The organism is Paenibacillus sp. FSL P2-0121, assembly GCF_037975345.1.
Lineage (GTDB): Bacteria > Bacillota > Bacilli > Paenibacillales > Paenibacillaceae > Paenibacillus_AQ > Paenibacillus_AQ odorifer.
The window spans coordinates 795573-816444 of sequence record NZ_CP150245.1; the positions used below are offsets into that span (position 1 = coordinate 795573).

Here is a 20872-nt window from a genome sequence, read left to right on the forward strand (position 1 = left end):
CCTCCTCCTTAATCATATTTGAGCAGATCAATTTGACGAATCATGTGCTGGTCTCGGTGTGCCATATGTATATATAACCCTACGGTATCCAGCATACTTACACGGGCTATTTCTTTTATCGCTTGCGGGAGGATACCTTTGGATGCAAGACGCGTAATAAACATATGACGGAAGATATGAACGCCGCCTGGAAATGGCCAACCGGTGATCATGGCGTAAAGAATGAAATATTCATATACATCGTGTTTAATCGTAGAGATTCTCTGTCCCAAGAGGTAGGTTGTTCTAGGCTGAGTTTGAAGCTCTTGTAAGAGGGAACAAAGTTTTTCGGCTAGTGGTAAAACGTGACTCTTTTTACCTTTGCTATGGATAACAATCGTTCGTATTCCTAAATTAATATCACTCCATTTGATATGAGCCACTTCAGATAATCGGAGCCCCAGATGGAACATCAATCGATACCCAATCTGTTCACGGACAGGATTTCTTGCGTACTGCTCCACGACCTGAAAAAAGGCTTCGATTTGCTGATCCGTTGGAAGCTCACGAGGGCTGTATCGGGGTGCTTTAATGGAACGGAAGCGCTGTAAAGGAGACTCAAAGCCAAATCTTTCATGCAAAAAACGATAGAATGAGCGAATGGCATATATACTATGTGTAAATGAGATTTGACTGCACTCTCCATCCCTCACGAGCTTAAGTTTGTAGGTGCGGTACATCAGCAAATGTTCATTTTGAATTTGAAAAACGGAGATTGTGTCAGGAATAGCTTGCTTAAATGTCTGGACGTTTGCACAAAGCCAAACAAAGAGCTGGGTGACGTGGGTAGAAGTGTTTCGAATATGTTTACGAGAAAATCCTTTTTCCTCCATATACATTTGGAAGCCCAGGATTCTCGGATGTATATTTGTCTGCTTGTCTGATGTTTTAAAGAACGGGAAGATCTTTTCTAACCTTCCGCTTTGAATGGATCTTCGCATTAAAAATTGGAATAGGGTTGATGTGTACGCATCCTTCGCTAGGTGTTCGAACCCCTGATGAAGGGTCTTGGGATCAAGCAAGTGTCCATCTTCAATCTGAGAAGGTACGATCTCAAAAAGTTCTGCAGTGTGAAGCACCAGGTTGCGAGTAAGTTGGAATTTCCTGAAAAAGACATGGGGTGCATTGCGCATACTACGACTTAAATACTCTCGTAATAAGCTTTGAGATATTTCAGCTTGTACTTTGTTCTCCCAGATCCATTGATTAATACCTTTTGCCCCTAGATAGGTCTTGTCTTCAATGGGTTGAATTTCAGGTATCAGTTGTTTGGCATAAAGCATATGTTCCACCTTCTCACGCGTGACTTTTCTAATATCATGATCGTCACTGAGGGTGGGAAACATACCCTGAACGTCAAGAATCTTTTCGGCAAAAGAAAAATTCTGCCGAAAAGATTCTTGGGTTTCAAGGTGGTTTTGATTTTCTAAATGAGGGGATGTATCAGAAGATTGTTTCTTCATAAGCGTAGCCTCCATTAGGTTTGTTAGCACTAGCCTAACCATGTTGATGAGTTGTAGTTAATCACTCATCAACATGAGAAAGCCAACATAATGGAGGGTAATGCAAGCAGTTTCTAAAGAGAGGTAACGTCGGTGTACTGTCGCTTTTCGATGACTTTTAACAATTCTTCATATGCAGTCTGTTTTTTTTGTTTTGGTCCTACTATCCAGAAGGACCGTTTATGAAGTGGTTGCAAAGGCGTATAGGTTGTCACAAGATGTGTTGCGAACGGAAACATCTTCTTAATGTTGGTTCTTTTTTGAGGATAGAGTGAGGGTTCGTGATTTAGATGGAATTCGAGATACTCTATTTCTGGATAGCTTCTCACCCATCTTGCTGTAATGGGACGATTCTCCCCTTCAAAAAGTGAAAGGGGATCAATGATCCAGTAACCTCGTATGCTCTGAACCTGATTTCGCTCTTCATTAAGTTCATCGATTCGTTTTTCAACGGACGCTCCGTTAAACCAATATTCTGTCGGAGTAGAAAAATACTTCTTATCAGGGTTTTCCTCTACAATCGTTTGCCAAGGAACGTTGCACATGACTGCATAGGAATGAACGACACTGAGAGGTGGTTCCTGAGTCGCGTTTAACAGGTTGTGAGCAGTTCCTGATGCAACTCCTATTTCTTCCTTGATCATTTGTTGGCTTAAACCAAACGATTTTGCATACAGCTGTCTTCGGAAAAAAATATCTGGATACAGAAGTAGCTGCTCCCAGAGTGATTTATAGATTTGAATACGGAAAAGTAAACGATAGTTCGCATCAAGTATATAGCTGCGACATTCCGATCTACTTTTATTATCTGTAGTATTCAACAATTCTTGTGCTTTACGTACCGGCTGATCCCAAAATTCATCTTTTATATTCATTAATATTCACCACATCTATCATAACCTTGGTAAGAATGGAATGCTGAGTTACTCATAAATGTGAGTAATTGACTAAACAACGAAGAGTGGGCGATTAATGTGTTAAGGGCCAGTTGAAAGGTCAAGGGTTCTCACCACACTTCCCTAAAAATATGTAGTTTTTGATTCAAAATGTAAGGCAATAGAACTTCTTTAAAAAGGGACTGTACTTTACACCCTAAAAGATCTCTTAAAAAGAACTTTTTTTGATAGTCACATTAAAAAAAGGGTGGAACGTTATGCGAGAATATGACTTGTTAAGAATTCAATTATTAAAAACATTATTACAAATGGAAGAACAACTGCTAGTCGGTGTCGGGAAAGAAAAGTATCAATCTGGCACAGTTGCTGATAGCAGTGATGAAAATTCGACCGTTCAAAAAGCTGAGCTTCAAATGAAGGCTGTATTTTCTGTAACTGAGTTGTCTGATTATCTTGGTGTTTCATCAGACTGTATCTATACAATGGTACGTGAAAATCAAATTCCCTTTGTAAGAGTACGAAGAAGAATCTTATTTTATAGAGATTCAATTAATTCTTGGATTCACACTAACACCCCATATCCTAAATAGCGGTTCAACATTAATCAGTTCTACTGCTTCATAAAAATATTTGATTAGAAAAAAAACCACCACAAACAAATTCATCCTATACGGATAAATTTTTCTGTGGTGGTTGATTTGTTTTAACAGTACAGTAAGATTAACAGTCGAAACAAGCGGTAAATAATTCCTGCGTAAATTGTAATAAGCTGAATTAAACATTTATTGAATTTCTGAAGATGCTCACCGCTCAGTCACATATTAAAATAATGAGCGTTAGCACCTGCTCGGAGGTTTACGATATCATGATCTACAAAGTGTCAGCTTTCCCATTACTAACCGGATACTGTCTAACTTTTCTGGCGCCTGAGCTTCTTCTCTTACGAATGAAAATATATTTATGATCCTATAAAAAGGTAATATTTTCATTTTATTCATGTTGCAATCTATTATAAAGGTGGCGTTCAACTTTGATGATTGATCAGTAGTTATGTCTTATAGATCTAAAAAAACATGTAGACTATCTAGTGATTATTTGCAGTTCGCATTTAGATTATAGTTAATAAATCTGGAATTGGAGTCAGAAAAGTGTGAAGAATGCGATGTGTTCATTGTCGTAGTAGGGAACTTAGTTAATATGATTTAATTGGTTTATAAATAATGGATTTTGGGGTGACTAGATTGTCTAATTTGACAAAGGAAAAAATAATTGAAGATGTTGTTCGACTTAGGATTTTATTAGAGGATGAAAGTACATACAGTAAAAAACATTTTAAAGAGTGTGAAAAAATAGAAATAAAGTTAACTAAACAAAAAATCAGCGTGAGAAAACTTATCCGTATTCAATATGAAATTATTCAACTGAAGAAAAAGATAAAATCTTTCGAACAGGAAAAAGATAATCGGGCCTTTTACTTTTCGGCATATGGCATTTTATTTTATGGTTTAGTTACTATTTTTTATAGAACAGGGTTACATTTTCAATCAGATATAGGTTGGCTTGATTTTCTATCTGAAAATATACTTAATCTTTGTTCATATGTTCTCATAGGGATAATCGGTGCGTTATCAAGAGTGTTTTCGAAAGCGTTGGACAAGAATGAGGATGTTAGATTATTAATGGCAATTCTATTTCCAGTGGTTTTTATGAGTCTGTTTTTATACAATGGTGATGAAATTTTAGGAATATCAAAAATAAATGTACTCATGTTTGCGGCCGGTTATAGTACAGAATTTATTATGGGAGTTTTAAATAAAATAATGGATTCTGCAAATAAGATATTGAATTTGCCCGATAACTCAGAGGGGAATAATACTCAAATTAATATAGAGAAAAGTATTGGGAAAACTGAGCTGATTGCAGACGAGGATAAAACAAATTTAATCCTCGATCCTGATATTAACACATCTGCCGCTAGAAACTTAAGTGCTTAAAAACTTCAAACCGTCAGCCATAAGCCCGGCGTTTTTTCTTGAATAACACCGTTGGGTCCCCACTTTTAATTTGATTTAAAACATTAAAAACAATTAAAGAAAAGATACAAAGAACAAAGTTACATGATAGCTGGGAATTTACAGTAACACAAATAGAAGAGATGACAAAGGTAAGTAAGAGGTCGCTCTACCGTGAACTTAACCGGAGGAAACAAAAAGTAACAAAGGCGGCTGATACAGTCTAACAGCGTTGGAGGAGCTACATAAAGGCTTACAGGACAGATTTATCTGTTAAGGGGGCTTTTAATATACTCTACGAGGCCTGTATCAGGCTTCTAAATCCCCCGTACATGCAATGCTTTAAGCTGATGAAACCAACCTATATAAATAAGGTTTCTTCAATAAGGAAAGTTTGTAGGAGTAACCATTAAAAATAGTAGTATTTACAGAAAATAGGAAGGTGAAGCTAATTGGAATGTCGAAATAAGTAACGATACTCCTACTCACTAATCTCATAAAACAAGGTGATTTCTAATGGATTTAGAGTTTACTAGAGAAAAAATAGAAACCTATATTTTTGATACACTAACCAACACTCATCCCATATTAAAGGCTTTAAATAGTGGGAAACTTATTATATTTGTTGGTGCGGGTATGTCTGTTCATCTCGGCTTGCCAAGTTGGAGAGACTTTGCAATTAGATATTTAGAGACTATCTATAAAAATAGCCAAATGACCTCGATGAATTTTAAAACAAAAGAGGCTTTAAAAACCGAGGATACAAAAAAAATACTTTCTGTGTGTGAGTATATCGGAAAGAAGAATCTTCTAGATAAGCAGCTTGAGGGATATTATAAACTATGGTTTGAGACGGACAAAAGCACAGTTTTAAGCGGAAGATTATATGAAAAATTGTACAAGTTAAATGCTATATACTTAACCACTAACTATGATAATGCTCTAGATTTAATTGCAGAGGATGGGCCGATCGTCAGTGATGATGGTGACGAAAGCAAGACCCCAGATATCGGTTATAAAAAAGTGTACTTGGATATTAGTGAGTTCAGTAAGGAAATATTGAAACCCCAGAATGTGATTCATGTTCATGGTAGTGTGAAAGATGTGTCAACAATGATTATTTCGTATGGCGATTACATAAAAAGATATGGTCTCAACGGTAATCTACATGAGAAAAAGAGAGACATATACTCCAATTTTATGACAGAGATATTCAGTGAAAAAGATTTTGTCGTTCTATTTATGGGATATGGTTTGGAGGAAATAGAAATTCTTCAATTTCTATTTGAGGGGACAATAAAAGACTCTAAGTCTTATTGCAATAATAGATATATGGTACTTCCTTGCTATTCAGATGATTTCCTAAAGATGAGCTATTTGTCAGACTATTACAAAAATAATTTTGGTGTAAGTGTAATTCCGTGTAATATGTCAGAAAAGGGCTACGATGTTTTAGAAGATGTGTTGGACCATTTACTTAATTTATCCAAAGGTACTTATCAAGAGAATGATGAAATCACGGAATTAAAAGTTGGCTTAAAAGCAATTGAGGAGATGTTTCTATGAACCTATTCTCTGAAAAAGAACTGAATGCCCTTGAGTCTGTCAGAAAACATAAGAATCTAGAGCCTTATTTTTTTGAAAAGCTAATTGAAAAAAAAGATGTTAAGTGGCTTGATTTACTGAAGAGTCGAGGTTTTTTCGACAAACCTAATGTGCCTGTTTTATCAGAAGGTAATTATATTGAAGAATGGAATGTTCTGAATTATGTAGTTTCGATAATGAACGAATTAGTAAGTAGCCATGATGAAAATCAAATTCTATATATATTAACTGTTCTTTTGCAAGCTGCTGAAACATCTAAGAATTTCAGAGTTTTTAATCAGTCTGTTGAAATTATAAAACGCATTCCTTTATCCAATATTTCTGTTGAATATATAAATGATTTTTTGGATTATTGGCTAGATTGTGAATTTGGGCTGGATTTTATTTTAGACAAGGTCGAATCGGAACTATTAATATATTTATTATCTGATCCGGAAAAGACATTACTTACATTCGAGAAATTCCTTGAAAAAACTATTAGTTCTTTTTCTAGAAATAATTATGTATTAGATGATTTACTGACAAATAACAAAGATAATTTGCTTTATTTATTTTCATTTGACCCACAGAGATGTTGTGAATTTTTAATAGGATTACTGGAAAACGAGCTTTTTGTTGAATCTTCTACGAGAGAGGCAAACGGGCATGCTATAGTTATTCAAAATATTAATGATAAAATGCTTAAGGTGTCCTGCCATGATATCACATTGGAGAAGGTATTTGAGACGAGGGAGATAGACACGGATTTTATTATTGATAATTTGAAACCTTCCCTCGAAGATGTGAGTGACCAGGAGTTAACCATGCAAGTTAGACTTTTATATAATGATTTATTTAACAAAGGAGCATATGAATCTATATTCGATCAAAAAGATTATTTATTTGAAGTAGACGATTATATAAATCACTTTATGAAGGTCTGCTTAATGGAGTCTAAATTAGAATACGATGTATATAATTTATTAGTATCCAAATTATTGAAGAGTAACTATGACCGAGTAAAAAAGTTAGGCATCTTTTTGATTGTTGAAAAATGGGATTTGTTAAGAAGTTCCTTTTTAAGGTTGTTGGAGAATGAAGTTCAATTATTTGATTACATATTTAGAAGTTACATCTACGATGATGAAACTAAGCGTTTATTTGAGTTATTCAATATTGAGATCGACTCAAAGTACTATATGTTAGTTGATGAAATAATTAATAAAAACGAATACTTCCTTCACGATAGAGACGATCAACACTTTAAACTAAAATGGAAACAAAAGCGTTATCTGGCTCTAAGTAATGTTCCCTATTTCCAAGAAAAGTTGATTGAAGCTAAGAGTATAACTGGTGTTGATATTGAACTTTCTCCCGCCATTAAATTCTCTGGAGTTCATTCAATAGAACAAATATCTCCTTTTTCTGCTGAAGAAATAAATAATATTCCCATTAGTGAACTAGTTATCAAAATGAAGAATTTTAGAGAAACTAACAGATTTTCTGACGACTTTAAAGAACTATCCTATCGTGGTTTTGGTTCGGAAATTAAAAGTTCTTTAATCAGTTATCCCGATCATTTCATAGATGATCTCAGACATTTCAATGAGTTGCAGTATGAGTTTATTTATTATTTATTAGATGGATTCAGCGTATTAGTAAAACAAAATATTGATTTAAATTACAATAAAATCCTTGATTTTTTAATTCTTTATATTTCAAATGATGGATTTTGGGACGGGAGTTTTCGAATAGAAAAAGATAACAGTCATCTCATGACTCACAAAAGTGTCTTAAAAGCGTCATATGACTTTATTATTGCTCTTGTAGCTAATGACAAATTCAATTTTACAAAAAGTGAGTTCGAATTAATCTATAATATTATTGATTCATGTTTAAGTAGAATAGACTTCTCCCAAGTTGAGGATGTGTTATTTAGTAACAAAGATATTTCTTTTTACTCCTTAAATTCTTTAGGGGGAAGGTTTGTTAAGACCCTGCTTGAATTAGCTTTGAAAGTAAAAAGAGTAGCAATAGAAGATTATGAAGTACTATGGGGAAATAAAGTTAAGACCACGATAGAACATCTAATGGAAATATCGTGTGTTGATAGCTTCGTTATCTTTGGAGAATACCTGGCTAATTTTGCTTATGTTGATTTGGAATGGACAAAACAGAAAATAAAATCCATTAAACCAGATCAAGAGATGTGGCAGTATTTTATGACAGGTTACCTCGATTCTGGAGTTGTTTATTATGAGTTTTATGAATTAATGGTTGATAATTATCTAGAAGCTATCGAATATAAAGGTTTTGTAGATAAAGATATTAAGGAAAAACTAGGAATTCACATTGCTATCGGTTATATCAACGGCTTTGAAGAGAAAACTAAAGTTGAGTTAATAAATAAAATATTAGATATCTTTGATATTTCAATTATGGAGGTAATGGTTAGATATTTTTATAATATTGAAAAGAAACAATTGGTAAAGGGCGTCTCAAAAAGTGATGCAGTAGAGAGAGTGCTAAAGTTTTGGACTCAATTAATAGAAAAATGCTCAAAAGAGAGTAATGGGATTGAAAATATTAAGCTAATACAACAGGCAGTGAATATAATAAATAACTTTTCAACAATAAATGAGTTGATTGCTACAAATTTATCTATAAGCTTTAAGTACATGATTAGTTCTTTTGGAACTCACCATGTAGTTGACTACTGTGAACGACTTATTACAAAACCAGAGAATAATATTTTCACAATACCTCTCATATTTGAGTTATTTTCTCAATGCATTCCTTCTTATCCTGAGGACAAAATTAAACTTTTATTATTATATCTAAAACAGAATAATGAAAATGAGAAACTTGAATTAATTAGACACTCATATTTAACGAAAACAAAGAAGTCATTTGTTGTTGAGTATATTTCAGAAATCTTAAGATGAGAGGGCGTTTGCCAAGAGTATAGCGTTGGCTTCGATTCTGGATGGGCTAAAACCTTCAGTTAAAGAAATATTTAGATTAACGATTGGGATGCACATATATTGATGGATTATTTAAAATACGCAATATTATTACTCAGGAGGAGATCATATGCAAAGTGATGATAGAGACTTCTTTATTAGCTATACCAGTGTAGATGAACGTTGGGCAATGTGGGTTGCAGAAGAGTTGGAAAAAAAAGGATATACCACTCTAGTTCAAGCATGGGATTTTACCCCAGGTACTAACTTTATACAATCTATGCATACAGCTACAATAAATTGTAAGAGAACAATTGCAATATTGTCAGAAAAATATTATGAATCTCTTTATACCCAGTCAGAGTGGCAAGCAGCTTTTGCAGAAGATCCTACAAGCGAAAAGTCAAAGTTAATTCCAGTTAGGATAAGTGATCATAAACCGAAAGGCTTACTTAAACAAATAGTTTATATAGATTTATTTGGCCTCGAAGAGGAAATTGCAAAAACTAAACTAATAGATGGAGTTGATTTATCAAAAAGAGCTAGAAATTCACAGGGGTTTCCAGGTACAAAAAAAAAAGAAATAGCGGAGAATTACCTGTAAATAATATAAAATTAATGCGGAACAAGTATTTTACTGGAAGATCAATTATCCTCGACGAAATTAATACTGAATTTACTATACATGATAATTCTAGTTTTTCTCAAATACTAACTGGTACAGGAGGGGTCGGGAAAACTCAATTAGCTTTAGAGTATGCGTATAATTGTGGTTTTGAGTATGATGTTGTCTGGTGGATTGAGGCAGAAGATCCTAAGATGATTATTGAGGGATATAGGGGATTTGCGTATAAAATGGGATTTATTGAAAGGGATGTTGAAGATTCTGAGATAATATTATCCTCAGTAAACAGTTGGACAAGTCAAAATAGAAAATGGTTATTTATTTTTGATAATGCAGAGACTCTAGAGCAAGTATATGATTATCTACCAATACATCCGCAAGGACATATAATAATTACTTCTAGGAATACGAATTGGAATGAATTTGGTAAGGTTTTGGAGATCGATGTATTTAGTGAATTAGAAGCTCCTATCTTTATGAGAAAACGGACTAAGTTGCAAGATGAATCGGGTTTAGACACTTTGCTTGTTGAATTAGGTCATCTTCCTTTAGCTTTGGAGCAAGCTTCTGCATACATAATAAATAACTGTATCACTTATAGTGAATATAAGGATCTATTTGATAAATTTAGAATTGAAATTTTGAAAAAGTATCCACCTTTAAAATACAATTATTCAGTTGCAACAACATGGGTAGTTTCATTGGATAAAATACATGATGAAAGTTCTAGACAATTGCTAGATATCCTAGCATTTTTATATGCCGACAGCGTTGATATACAGTTTTTCACCACTGTATCAGAGCATTTGGATAATCCATTATCAGATAAGGTTAATAATGTGCTAGAGTTCAATGAAATAATATGTAAATTAAAAGAGTACTCGCTTATTAAGTGTTCATCAAACAAAATAAGCATCCATCGATTATTACAAGAAGTTATTCAAATGTCTACTGATTCTAAGAAGTGGATAGGCTTTTTAGTTAATCTAGTTTATGATCATTTAGATTATGAATTTGAGGACAAAAAAAGTTGGATGACATACAAAGACATGGTTGATCAAATTTATTCAATAGCCAATCATGGGAATCGTCATAAAATTGAGATAGGTAAAGTATCCTTTTTATATCATCAACTTGGTTCTTTTTTTAATATGGTACTTAATGATTTTAAACGGGCAGAAAGTATGTATCTGGAAGCTTTAAAAATCAGGGAAGAAATCTTCGGTATATATTCAAAAGATACTATAATAACAAAAAACAATTTAGCCGGATTGTATAAAGATCAAGGTAGATATGCAGAAGCTGAAGAGTTATATTTGAGCTCGATAGCAATTTGCGAAGCAATATTCGGTGCTAAAGGTAAGCTTTTACTAACCTTGAAAGATAATTTGGCTCAACTTTATCAAGTTGTAGGTAAATACGAAACTGCAAGAAGATTACTTATCGAAGTGATTGATATAAAAACTAGTTTTTACGGAAGTGAAAGTTCTTTTGTGGCAACCTCAAAGGGAAATCTCGGTGTGATATTGACTACTTTGGGCGAATATGAAAAAGCCGAAATCTTATTGATTGAATCATTGGAAATTGAAAGTAATGCTACTGGAACACAGAATGAGAATACTGCAAGTATCTTTGATGCTTTAGCAAATGTGTATACAAAACTAGGAAAATACAATTTAGCTGAAAAATATTTTAAAGATTCATTGTACATTAGAAGAACTATTTTTACTTCAGAACATTATGATGTAGCAATCTCTCTTAATAATTTAGCTACTTTTTATATGGAAATGCACTGTTTTAATGAGGCAGAACCTTTATTGTATGAATCATTAGATATCTCAAAAAAAATTCTTTCTATGGACCCTTGCGAAATTGCAACAACTTATAACAATCTAGGTAAGGTTTTAACTGAAACTGGAGAATATGAAAATGCGATGAAAATGCTCGAAAAATCAATAAAACTAAAAAAGGAGTATATGGAAGAAGAGCATATTGATTTTTCAGCATCCTATACTAATCTAGGCAATTTGTACATGAGCTTAGAAGAGTATGATTTAGCAGAACCGTTTTTTAAAGATGCATTTAAAATTAGGGAAAAAATACTTGGGACTAAGCACCCTGAAACAATTAATTCCATAAATAATCTAGGAGTGTTATATAATGCACAAATGAAGTTTGATAAGGCAGAGCCATTATTAGTTCAAGCGTTGGATTATACAAAAGATGTTTTTGGAGACGAACATAAGGATACTATTGAATCTTACTATTCACTTTCTGTATTTTATTTGCAGACGAAGAGACAAAAGGAAGGGATTGAATTGCTTTTCAAGGCAATTAAGCTAAGTAAAAAAGTACTTGGTGAAGAACATGAAACAACTATTATGATAAATGATTATATTCGTAGTAGTGTTTTGCCGTATGCGAAGATAGTATTCTAATTTTAATACTCATGTACTTTAAAAGTGTATTTAAAACCTTGATGTAAAATTGATGTAAAACATCAACAGAAACGGTCGGATTGCAGCCAAACAGATCGCAAGCCAATTGGCAAAAAGCCCGTCAAATCAAGGTTTCTGCAGATTGCAACAGCCAACATCCTAGTGCTATATGTTCCCGCATACGGTGCATGTGGAGTGTACAGTAAGACTTGAAAGAAAAGACACAGCCGATTAAACTGTATCTTAGTTCTGTGGAAGAGGGTTAGAGAGATTATAGTGAATTTTAATCTTTTCGCCCTCGAATACTTCAATTTTCTGTATTAACCTTTTTAGAACGTGTTTCACGACCTGTACATCGCTAATGTCGAGGGTCGAGAACCGTTCTATTTCTTTTTTGAAAACTTGTAATTGTTCGGTGAGGTCTTGCCTTGCTTCAAACAATACAATTAGTTCAGCTTTTCTATTCGATAATTCTTGTTGTTGCTTTACTATTCGTTCGTTTTGTTGCTTGAATTGCTCTGACGTAATCTTATCATCAACGTGTAGACTTAACAGCTTGTCAAAGCGTTTATCCATTTCGGCTAATTCTTTGTCAATACGCGCCAATTCCTTTTTGGTATTAGTGTGTACCGAATTAGCTTTTTCCTCGGCAATACCGTATAGCCTATCCATACTTACGTTATCCCTAACCAACGCCGCTAGGTCGTCCTTAACTGCTTGTAGTAATTCTTTTTCTGCGATAATATGCGACGAGCAGTAACTAGATGTATATTTAACGTATCCGCCGCAAACATACGCCCCTTTACGTCTATCGGGCTTGAAGTGCATTCCGCTACCACAAGCAGGACAAACAACGATATAGGAAAACAGGCTTTCTTTACCGTTGCTTTTATGCGTACCCTTCTTACGCATGAGTACTTGAATCGCTTCGAAATCTTCGTCAGACACTAATGCAGGATGAGTGTTTACGGTAATAATTTGCTTATCCGCTTCGACTTTTCTGCGAATTTTATATAGTTCCGATTCTGCAAGCGTTCCTGTCGTTTCTTCACGCCGATAAACAAGATTACCTAGATATACGGGATTGGATAAAATGCCCTTAATCGTGCTCTGTTGCCATTTGGTGCCTGCATTTGAAACACCCGCGCTAGCCCTTGGTGTCGGAATACTCCTACGCATTAGGACATTGCTTATCGTGAACATTCTCCGACCTTTGTGTAAGTATAACTCGAATATTTCTCGCACGATTGGGGCGGTATTCTCGTCAATTTCAAGGGCGTTTGTCGTCTCGTTGAACGTGTATCCGTATGGCGGAATTGAAACTCGACGTGTACCCTGTCTTGCACTAGATTGTAGTCCCAACTTTATACGTTCGGATAACTTAGCGTTCTCCTATAGATGTTCACGTTAAGCTAACTGGCAGGATTGTTGAATAAAGTTGGTAGCTTCTTCATATTACTTCCACAAACTTACAACTTTATAAGCGTATATATAGTCTAAAGCAATAATAACAAATACAGGAGGTATTTATGAGAAACAAAGCTATTAGCTCATGCCTTTTAATTTTTATGCTGATCTGTTCGGCTTGTTCTAATATCGAAGCTCTGCAGCGGGAAGGAATATCAACCTCAACCAACCAAGCAAAACAAAATAATGGAGAGTCTTCTAACGAGATTGTAAACAATCAAGATAGTTTAACATTGTTAAATATTGTGTTACCTAAAGATTGGAAGCTCGATAAAAGTGAAACTGTTGTATATAATTTTTTAGATGAAAACGACGAGAATAGAGGAACAGTTAGTGCAATTAACTACATGGATAACTTTAATTTTCTAACACAAATGCCTAATCATAGTAGTGTAACTAATGATGAATATATTGATCTACCTTTGGGTAAATCTAGATTAATTACATTAGATTCCGATAATGGTTCTGCTGCCTCGGGTATTACAGGAACACATGATATTTATTATGCATCACTACCTATAAAAGGAAAGGCTATTTATATGTTAAACTTCACAAAAAATGATAAGAAGCCTGAAACTAAAAGTCAATTTATAGAGATATTAAATAAGTTAAGTTTAAAGTAATTAGGCAAAAGAATTTATAGCTCAATCACAAATTAAAAAGAACTATTACGCTAATGGGACACGATAGTTCAAAATTGACCGCCTAATTATGAACTGCACCCCAATTGTTAGACATAACTAACATTTGGAGGTGCAGTTTTTTTATGACCAGGTACAGTACAGACGAAAAAATCCAAGCTATTATGCGTTATAAAAAGGGATCCGAGAGCTTAAAAACCATTGCAAAATCAATCGGGATTCACAATTCTGTCTTTTCAAACTGGATTAGTCAATATGAGCATCATGGTGAAGAAGCTTTTAAAAAGGGCTATACATCATATCCTGCACAGATTAAACTAGACGTACTTAATTATATGAACGAATTCGGGACGTCTGTTAGAGAAACGGCTGCGATATTTAATATTGCGAGTCATAGTACCATTTTAAGCTGGCATAGAAGCTTAGAGTTACATGGATGGACGCCCTACAACCAAAGAAGAAGGGGCGTCCATCCATGAAAAAAGAACCTAATAAACGAAAGATTCAAACGTAAAAAGAAGGGTCTGTTGAGGCATTACAAGCAGAGGTAGAGCGTTTGAGAATGGAAAATGCATATTTAAAAAAGTTGAATGCCTTAATTCAAAACAAGGAAAAATCACCAAACAAGACAAAGCACGAGTAGTCTATGAACTAAGGAACGAATTTTCGGTGAAAGCCCTCCTGCAGCTAGCAGATATCCCTCGTAGTACGTATTATTTCGTGGTAAAAACGTTTGGTATGCCCGATAGAGATAAGGAGCTAAAAGACGTTATTCAAGCGATTTACGAGGAGCATGAGGGTCGTTATGGTTATCGTCGTATTCGTGACGAGTTAGTGAATCGAGGACACCATGTGAATCATAAAAAGGTACAACGCTTGATGAAGGTATTGGGTTTAAAGTGTGTGGTACGTATGAAGAAATATCGTTCCTATAAAGGGACGATTGGCAAACTCGCACCGAACATATTAGAACGTAACTTCCACGCTGAGAATCCAAATGAGAAGTGGGTTACGGATATTACAGAGTTTAAATTATTTGGAGAAAAGCTGTACTTATCTCCAATTCTAGATCTATATAATGGTGAGATTATTACGTATACAATCGGTTCAAGGCCTGTCTACTCGCTTGTTTCAACGATGTTAGATCAAGCATTCCGTCGATTAACCGATGAAGATAACCTCCTTATTCATTCTGACCAAGGCTGGCACTATCAGATGAAGCAGTATCGTCATGCCCTTGAAGAACGAGATATCAAGCAAAGTATGTCCCGTAAAGGTAATTGCTACGACAACGCCGTCATTGAGAACTTCTTTGGTATCATGAAATCTGAATTTCTATATTTAAAGGAATTCGAAAGTATCACACATTTCAAACAAGAGCTATCAAAATACATCGATTATTACAACAACAAGCGAATTAAGGCAAAACTAAAAGGCCTGAGTCCGGTACAGTACCGAACTCAGGCCCAACAAGTCGCTTAATTATATACCTGTCTAACTTTAAGGGGTCACTTCATTCGCAATGTTGCGAACAGGGCGGTTTGCTATGTCATAGAGGGCAGCTTGAAAGTTAGCAGTCAACCGGCACTCTACAAGTTATCTTGCACGTTTTTAAGGCTAACTTATTAATAGAGCAGTTACACAAAAAATAAGATTACTCTGCTACAACTTGTTTGCCTGCAATCCGGCCGAATGTGAAGATATCAGCGATGGCATTACCGCCAAGACGGTTTGTACCATGAATGACCCCTGTTACTTCACCTGCAGCGAACAACCCAGGGATGACTTCGCCTTTTTCATTCAAAACGCGAGTCTTCTCGTCGATCACCAAGCCGCCCATTGTATGGTGAACGGAGGGTACAGCTTTTTCGATGTAGTAAGGGCCTTTTTCAAGAGATTTCAATCCACCGCGATGTTTGAAATCAAGGTCTTTACCTGTTTTCGCATAATCATTTACTTTATTAATCGTTTCTTTCAAAGTGTTCACGTCAATTTTAAAGAAATCAGCCGCCTCTTCAATCGTATCGGCTTTAAAGAGCAAGCCTTGTTTAACGAGTTGATCGTATTCGTCTTGATGAACTTCGATCGTTTTACCAATATCCTCAATGCCTTGATTCCATAATTGATACGTATATCCACCCGTTTGGGCAAGAATTGCTTTAGAAATAACGTCACGACGTTCTAATTCCTCAACGAAGCGCTTGCCTTCTTGGTTAATCAGGATCGCACCATCGAAGCGGGAGTCTGCAACCAGGGAAATAACACCTGTCTCAGGATTACAGATTGGATACTCTCCATGTTTGTCAGTTTGGCGCCAATCGTTTCTGCCATAACGATACCGTCACCTGTAGATCCTGGTGTATCGGTAGTCATATATTTTTCATCCATTGTAGGGTTATACTTCTTACGCATCTCTACATTGGATCCAAAACCACCGGTAGCGATGATGACGCCTTTGTTCGCATGGAATGTGATCTTGTCGCCAGTACCCGAAGTCGCAGTTACACCTGTTACTTTGCCGCTTTCGTCCTTCAGCAAGGTTTCGGCTTTCATATTCGTTTTGATCGTGATTTGATCAGCGTCTGTTTTGGCTTTTAACTTAGTAATCAATTCAACACCTGTATGACCTACAGGAATCAACGCACGTTTTCTGGAATGGCCACCAAATTGGAACAGATGATCAGGTAAGAACTCTACCTTGATATCATCGCGCAGCCATTCGGCAGATGCTAGAGCATTGTCGGCAAGAATACGAACCATCTTTGGATCCCCGAGGTTGTCTCCGCCTTTCATCGTATCATTATAGAACAAGTCAGCCGTGTCATCTGTGATGCCAAGAGCACGTTCAACCCAGTTGTCAGGCGCATTCATCTCACCACCGGAAATCAATGTGTTGCCGCCAACAGCTGGCATTTTCTCGAGCAGAACTACATTAGCTCCAGCGCTCTTCGCTTCGATAGCCGCACTAAAGCCAGCACCCCCGGCACCGATGACGACAACATCATAGGTTTGCTCGACTTCTTCTTTGTCTTTGCTTCCACTGACTGCAGCGCCAGCGACAAGGGTAAGTCCAGACTTCGTAATTGCATCTTGAATGGCTTCGAGATATCCTTTGCTTGTAACTGTAGATCCGCTAATGGCATCAACTTTTGCGCTGTTAGTTGCCATGACCTCTTGCTTGAGCTGCGTATAAACAGGTTCTGCAAGTACTTCATTTTCCTTATGCTCTGTCACTTTAATGTCAGTGATCTTGTTATCTAATAAGGAGACTTGTACTTTAATATCGCCATGTTTACCTTGCCCAACTCCTTCAAAGACTTGAACTCCGTTTGCATCTGCAGCGGGTTCTGCATCTTTACTGCCGCAAGCAGCAAGCGTGAACATAAGACTGAGGACTAGTAGAATAGATAACAGCTTTTTCGTGTGAGTTCGCATAATATCTCCTTCATTCTGTTGTGAATTGGTTACATACACTAGGGAGAGGAAGATTTGCTAGGCAAATCCTTTATCTCTAGCCTAGACATGAATGTTATTTCATGTGAAAATATGCACAAGACCTATTATAGATTTAGTACAGCATTATGTATTTGCACAGATTAGTGTTTTTTTGTCTTTTTCGGGCATGTAAGAAACGGATATTGTGAAGGGCTATGATTACAATGAAATCAATTCACTTAAAAATTACGTTAATCGCAGGAGGCTGCTTCTTGCTGCTGTTCGTTGCATTGCTTGTAACAATATATTTGGAGATGAACCATACGGTTGTCCCTTTGAATAAGAACTTAACGCAGCAAGTGGTTACTGCACGCAGCGACCAGATTGATTATTGGTTTAATCAGCGCATTGGAGAGATAGACATGCTTGCTTCTCTAGCTTCGGACCATCAGTGGACACGAGATGAATTGCTGCAAGAGTTCGATAAGTTCGAGGCGAAGAAGAAAGTAGAGTACGAATCCATACGCGTGGTGGATATTCACGGAAATTCCTGGTCAGCAAGGGACAAGCCTTTTTCGATACTAAACCGACCCTACTATCGAAAACTGCTGAATTCAGATTCCAATTATGTGGTAAGCAATCCGATCGTATCCAAAGCGAATGCAGCCGAAATCGTCGTCATTCTTTATCGCGTGAATCCATCGGTGAATGATGAGGTAGCTTATATTGCCGCAGCCGTCTCCGTCAAGAAGATGAGGGAGATTGCTCAAGATGTAATGCTATATGACCAGTCAGGCCAGCTTATCGTCGATTGCAGAGAGCTGGGTGAAGAAGATGGAGCGGAGGATACAGCAGATAAGAAGAACATGAGTGTATTTGAGGCTCCAATTCAAAATGTGGAAGGCTGGAAGTTAGTACTCAAAGTACCGAATTCAAGTCTATCGTTAGCGGTGATCAAAACCCAGCGGACTGCATTGCTGGTAGGCGTTCTTATCGGTAGTGCGTTTATCGTCTTTCTGGTGCTGCTTGCTTCTTCCATTATTCGTCCAATTCAGTCGCTTCGCCAGGTAATGGAAAATGTGCAGAACGGCAACCAAACCATACGAGCAGATGTTACGCGCTCGGATGAGATCGGCGATCTTGGACGAAGCTTCAATGACATGCTTGTTCAATTATACGCTGTGGAGCAGGACCGAAAGGAGATGGAACTCAGACTGATTCATGAGCAGATCAAGCCGCACTTTTTATACAACACATTGGATACGATCCAGTGGATGGCAACGGAACATGGAGCAGACAATGTGGTGGAGATGGTGGAAGCGCTTAGCGCGTATTTCCGATTAGGGCTTGGCACAGGCAGTCCATACATTCTGCTTGATCAGGAGTTGTACCATGTCGAGAGTTATCTTCATATTCAAGGTGTGCGATATGAGGAGATTCTGGACTACGAGCTTCGATATGATGAAAAGCTTGATCAGTGCCAAGTCGTTCGCTTCATGCTGCAGCCTTTGGTGGAAAATGCGATTTATCACGGGATTAAGCCACTTGGGGATCAAAAGTGCAAAATTTCGATTACAGCATATAAACAGGCCGATTATTTGGTCATTAAGGTTGAAAATAATGGGGTTATGATTCCGGAAGAGAAGCTTGAGCAGATAAATCAAGCCCTTCTTGATGATACATATGATCGTTCTGCCACAGGCTTTGGGCTATACAGTGTAAACCATCGCATTCGACTAGCTTACGGAGTGCCATATGGCCTTGCAGTGAAGAGCGAAGATGGCATTACCGTTATGGTCATTCGAATACCTTTGGACGGGGAGTGGAATGAAGATGTGGAAGATTGTCATCGTCGATGATGAAACGATCATTCGCAAAGGCTTGCGACAATACATTGAGGAGAGTCCGTATCTTTTTGAGGTTGCAGGAGAAGCGAAAAGTGCAAACGAAGCATTGAATATGGTGGAGGAAGCCCCACCACATGTATGTCTTGTGGACATCAACATGCCGAATATGAATGGGCTCGATCTGATGAACATATTGCGCGAACGCTGCCCGTCGGTTCTGGTTGTCATCATCAGCGGGTACGATAACTTTGAATATGCGCGTCAAGCCGTGCAACTGCAAGCATTCGATTATGTATTGAAACCTGTGCCGAAGAGTGATCTGAACAAGCTGCTTCATCGGATCGATGAGCATCTTCAGGTAAAATATCCTTTGAATTCACATGAAGGCAGGGTGGATAAGGAGCGGGAGCTTCCCGGGTATACAGGGGATGGGACAGTGCTTATTCAAAAAGTAACCGAGTATATTGACAGTCATTATCAGGATCCGGAGCTGTCTATTACTCGAGTAGCAGCACTATTTCATATCAATCAAACCTATCTTAGTAAGCGTATGAAGCAAGAAATCGGTGCTTCATTCCTTGACTATGTCACCGAGCTTCGGATATCGAAGGCGAAGGAGATTCTGGATGACGTAATGCCGAATATCAAAATCGGGGATCTGGCCGTGAAGGTAGGGTATAAGAGCCAGTACTATTTTAGTCGTGTGTTCAAAAATAGAGTCGGCTTAAGCCCCTTAGAGTACAAAAAGCATCCGTTCGGTTATGGATAGGAGGGCCATTCTCGTCCCTCTGCAGCACGCCATAGATGTTATGCTCGGTTCAGATCTTCAAATTCCTATCAACCATGAAGAAATTGAAGCGGTTAGAAAAGATAGTAAGGGGATCATCCCGGAGGATCGGCTAATAGTCATTGCAAGAAGCAGAAAAATATCAGAACTTGCAAAGGAACTTTTGTCAGCTCAGGCATTATTAAGTAAATCGAACTTTATTGTTATAGCTACTAAGTATTTATCTATTTCCATAGAGGAGAGCTTAGAAAGCGACGATATCTTATTGAATATTCTAGCCTTATTGGACCGACGAGTTGGGAAAAAGCGGATTTTAAACATGAGCGAGAAGATGAGTTAAAGCATCCAATTGTGCAATATTTTTATGAACTAAGGCGTCAAGAGCAGATAAACTGTCTGGAAGTGTCTTAGGGCTCCTCATATAAGTTTGTTCACATTGTCCACCCACGCATGTGGAGAGTGTCGCTCTACTGGTAAGGAAGGATACAGTGCTATGAAATCCTTATATTTATTGGACTTTACGGACAAGTATGAGAAAAAATGTTGTTAAAGAGATGGCATCATTGCCGTCTCTTTTTTGTTTCACTTTTTTAGTATTGCGCTGACTCTGGTTCCCGCTACCGCATCTTACGATCA

Annotated in this window: 14 protein-coding genes and 2 pseudogenes; 11 read left to right on the forward strand and 5 right to left on the reverse strand. The window is 36.8% G+C overall.

Annotated features, from left to right (window positions below; genetic code table 11):
• Positions 1-8 precede the first annotated feature (8 nt).
• Positions 9-1502, reverse strand: coding sequence for a tyrosine-type recombinase/integrase (locus MKY54_RS03465; RefSeq protein WP_339189494.1), 1494 nt, complete (start codon positions 1500-1502; stop codon positions 9-11).
• Positions 1503-1615: 113 nt separating this feature from the next.
• Entirely contained in the window at positions 1616-2416 is an 801-nt protein-coding gene (locus tag MKY54_RS03470; RefSeq protein WP_339189496.1) for a hypothetical protein, read from the reverse strand.
• Between the two features lie 278 nt (positions 2417-2694).
• Between MKY54_RS03470 and MKY54_RS03475 the strand changes: the two genes are divergently transcribed.
• The 6 genes from MKY54_RS03475 to MKY54_RS03500 all read left to right on the forward strand — a co-directional run bounded on the left by MKY54_RS03475 (position 2695) and on the right by MKY54_RS03500 (position 12059).
• Positions 2695-3027, forward strand: a complete 333-nt coding sequence (locus MKY54_RS03475; protein WP_339189497.1) for an excisionase family DNA-binding protein — start codon at positions 2695-2697, stop codon at positions 3025-3027.
• A 651-nt stretch (positions 3028-3678) separates the two neighbouring features.
• Positions 3679-4431 carry a hypothetical protein gene (locus MKY54_RS03480; RefSeq protein ID WP_280789097.1) on the forward strand — a complete coding sequence of 251 codons (753 nt, stop codon included), beginning with the start codon at positions 3679-3681 and terminating at the stop codon, positions 4429-4431.
• 534 nt (positions 4432-4965) lie between these two features.
• Entirely contained in the window at positions 4966-6015 is a 1050-nt protein-coding gene (locus MKY54_RS03485) for an SIR2 family protein (RefSeq protein WP_280789098.1), read from the forward strand.
• Positions 6012-8978, forward strand: coding sequence for a hypothetical protein (locus tag MKY54_RS03490; protein ID WP_280789099.1), 2967 nt, complete (start codon positions 6012-6014; stop codon positions 8976-8978). Before MKY54_RS03485 ends, MKY54_RS03490 begins: the two co-directional genes overlap by 4 nt.
• Positions 8979-9126: 148 nt before the next feature.
• Entirely contained in the window at positions 9127-9600 is a 474-nt protein-coding gene (locus tag MKY54_RS03495; protein ID WP_339189501.1) for a toll/interleukin-1 receptor domain-containing protein, read from the forward strand.
• A gap of 14 nt (positions 9601-9614) precedes the next feature.
• Positions 9615-12059 (forward strand): tetratricopeptide repeat protein, encoded by a 2445-nt coding sequence (locus MKY54_RS03500; RefSeq protein ID WP_339189503.1) that lies wholly within the window; start codon positions 9615-9617, stop codon positions 12057-12059.
• Positions 12060-12302: 243 nt separating this feature from the next.
• Here the strand turns inward: MKY54_RS03500 and MKY54_RS03505 are convergent, their stop codons facing one another.
• Entirely contained in the window at positions 12303-13421 is a 1119-nt protein-coding gene (locus MKY54_RS03505) for a recombinase family protein (protein WP_339189505.1), read from the reverse strand.
• Between the two features lie 167 nt (positions 13422-13588).
• On the opposite strand from MKY54_RS03505, the gene MKY54_RS03510 reads away from it, so the two are divergent.
• Both MKY54_RS03510 and MKY54_RS03515 read left to right on the forward strand, forming a co-directional pair.
• Positions 13589-14149: a hypothetical protein gene (locus MKY54_RS03510; RefSeq protein ID WP_339189507.1), complete on the forward strand. Its 561-nt coding sequence runs from the start codon at positions 13589-13591 to the stop codon at positions 14147-14149.
• Between the two features lie 143 nt (positions 14150-14292).
• Positions 14293-15649 (forward strand): annotated as a pseudogene (locus MKY54_RS03515) (IS3 family transposase).
• Positions 15650-15821: 172 nt separating this feature from the next.
• On the opposite strand, the gene MKY54_RS03520 reads toward MKY54_RS03515, so the two are convergent.
• Together MKY54_RS03520 and MKY54_RS03525 are read right to left on the reverse strand one after the other, a co-directional pair.
• Positions 15822-16451 (reverse strand): FAD-binding protein, encoded by a 630-nt coding sequence (locus tag MKY54_RS03520; protein WP_339191112.1) that lies wholly within the window; start codon positions 16449-16451, stop codon positions 15822-15824.
• Positions 16385-17641, reverse strand: a complete 1257-nt coding sequence (locus MKY54_RS03525) for an FAD-dependent oxidoreductase (RefSeq protein WP_339189509.1) — start codon at positions 17639-17641, stop codon at positions 16385-16387. Before MKY54_RS03525 ends, MKY54_RS03520 begins: the two co-directional genes overlap by 67 nt.
• Positions 17642-17874: 233 nt before the next feature.
• On the opposite strand from MKY54_RS03525, the gene MKY54_RS03530 reads away from it, so the two are divergent.
• The 3 genes and pseudogenes from MKY54_RS03530 to MKY54_RS03540 all read left to right on the forward strand — a co-directional run.
• Positions 17875-19461, forward strand: a complete 1587-nt coding sequence (locus MKY54_RS03530) for a histidine kinase (protein ID WP_076190080.1) — start codon at positions 17875-17877, stop codon at positions 19459-19461.
• A complete protein-coding gene (locus tag MKY54_RS03535) occupies positions 19436-20218 on the forward strand; it encodes a response regulator (RefSeq protein WP_339189511.1) in 783 nt (260 codons plus the stop codon). Before MKY54_RS03530 ends, MKY54_RS03535 begins: the two co-directional genes overlap by 26 nt.
• Positions 20219-20270: 52 nt before the next feature.
• Positions 20271-20647: pseudogene (locus tag MKY54_RS03540) on the forward strand (hypothetical protein); the annotation flags it as partial.
• Positions 20648-20872 lie beyond the last annotated feature (225 nt).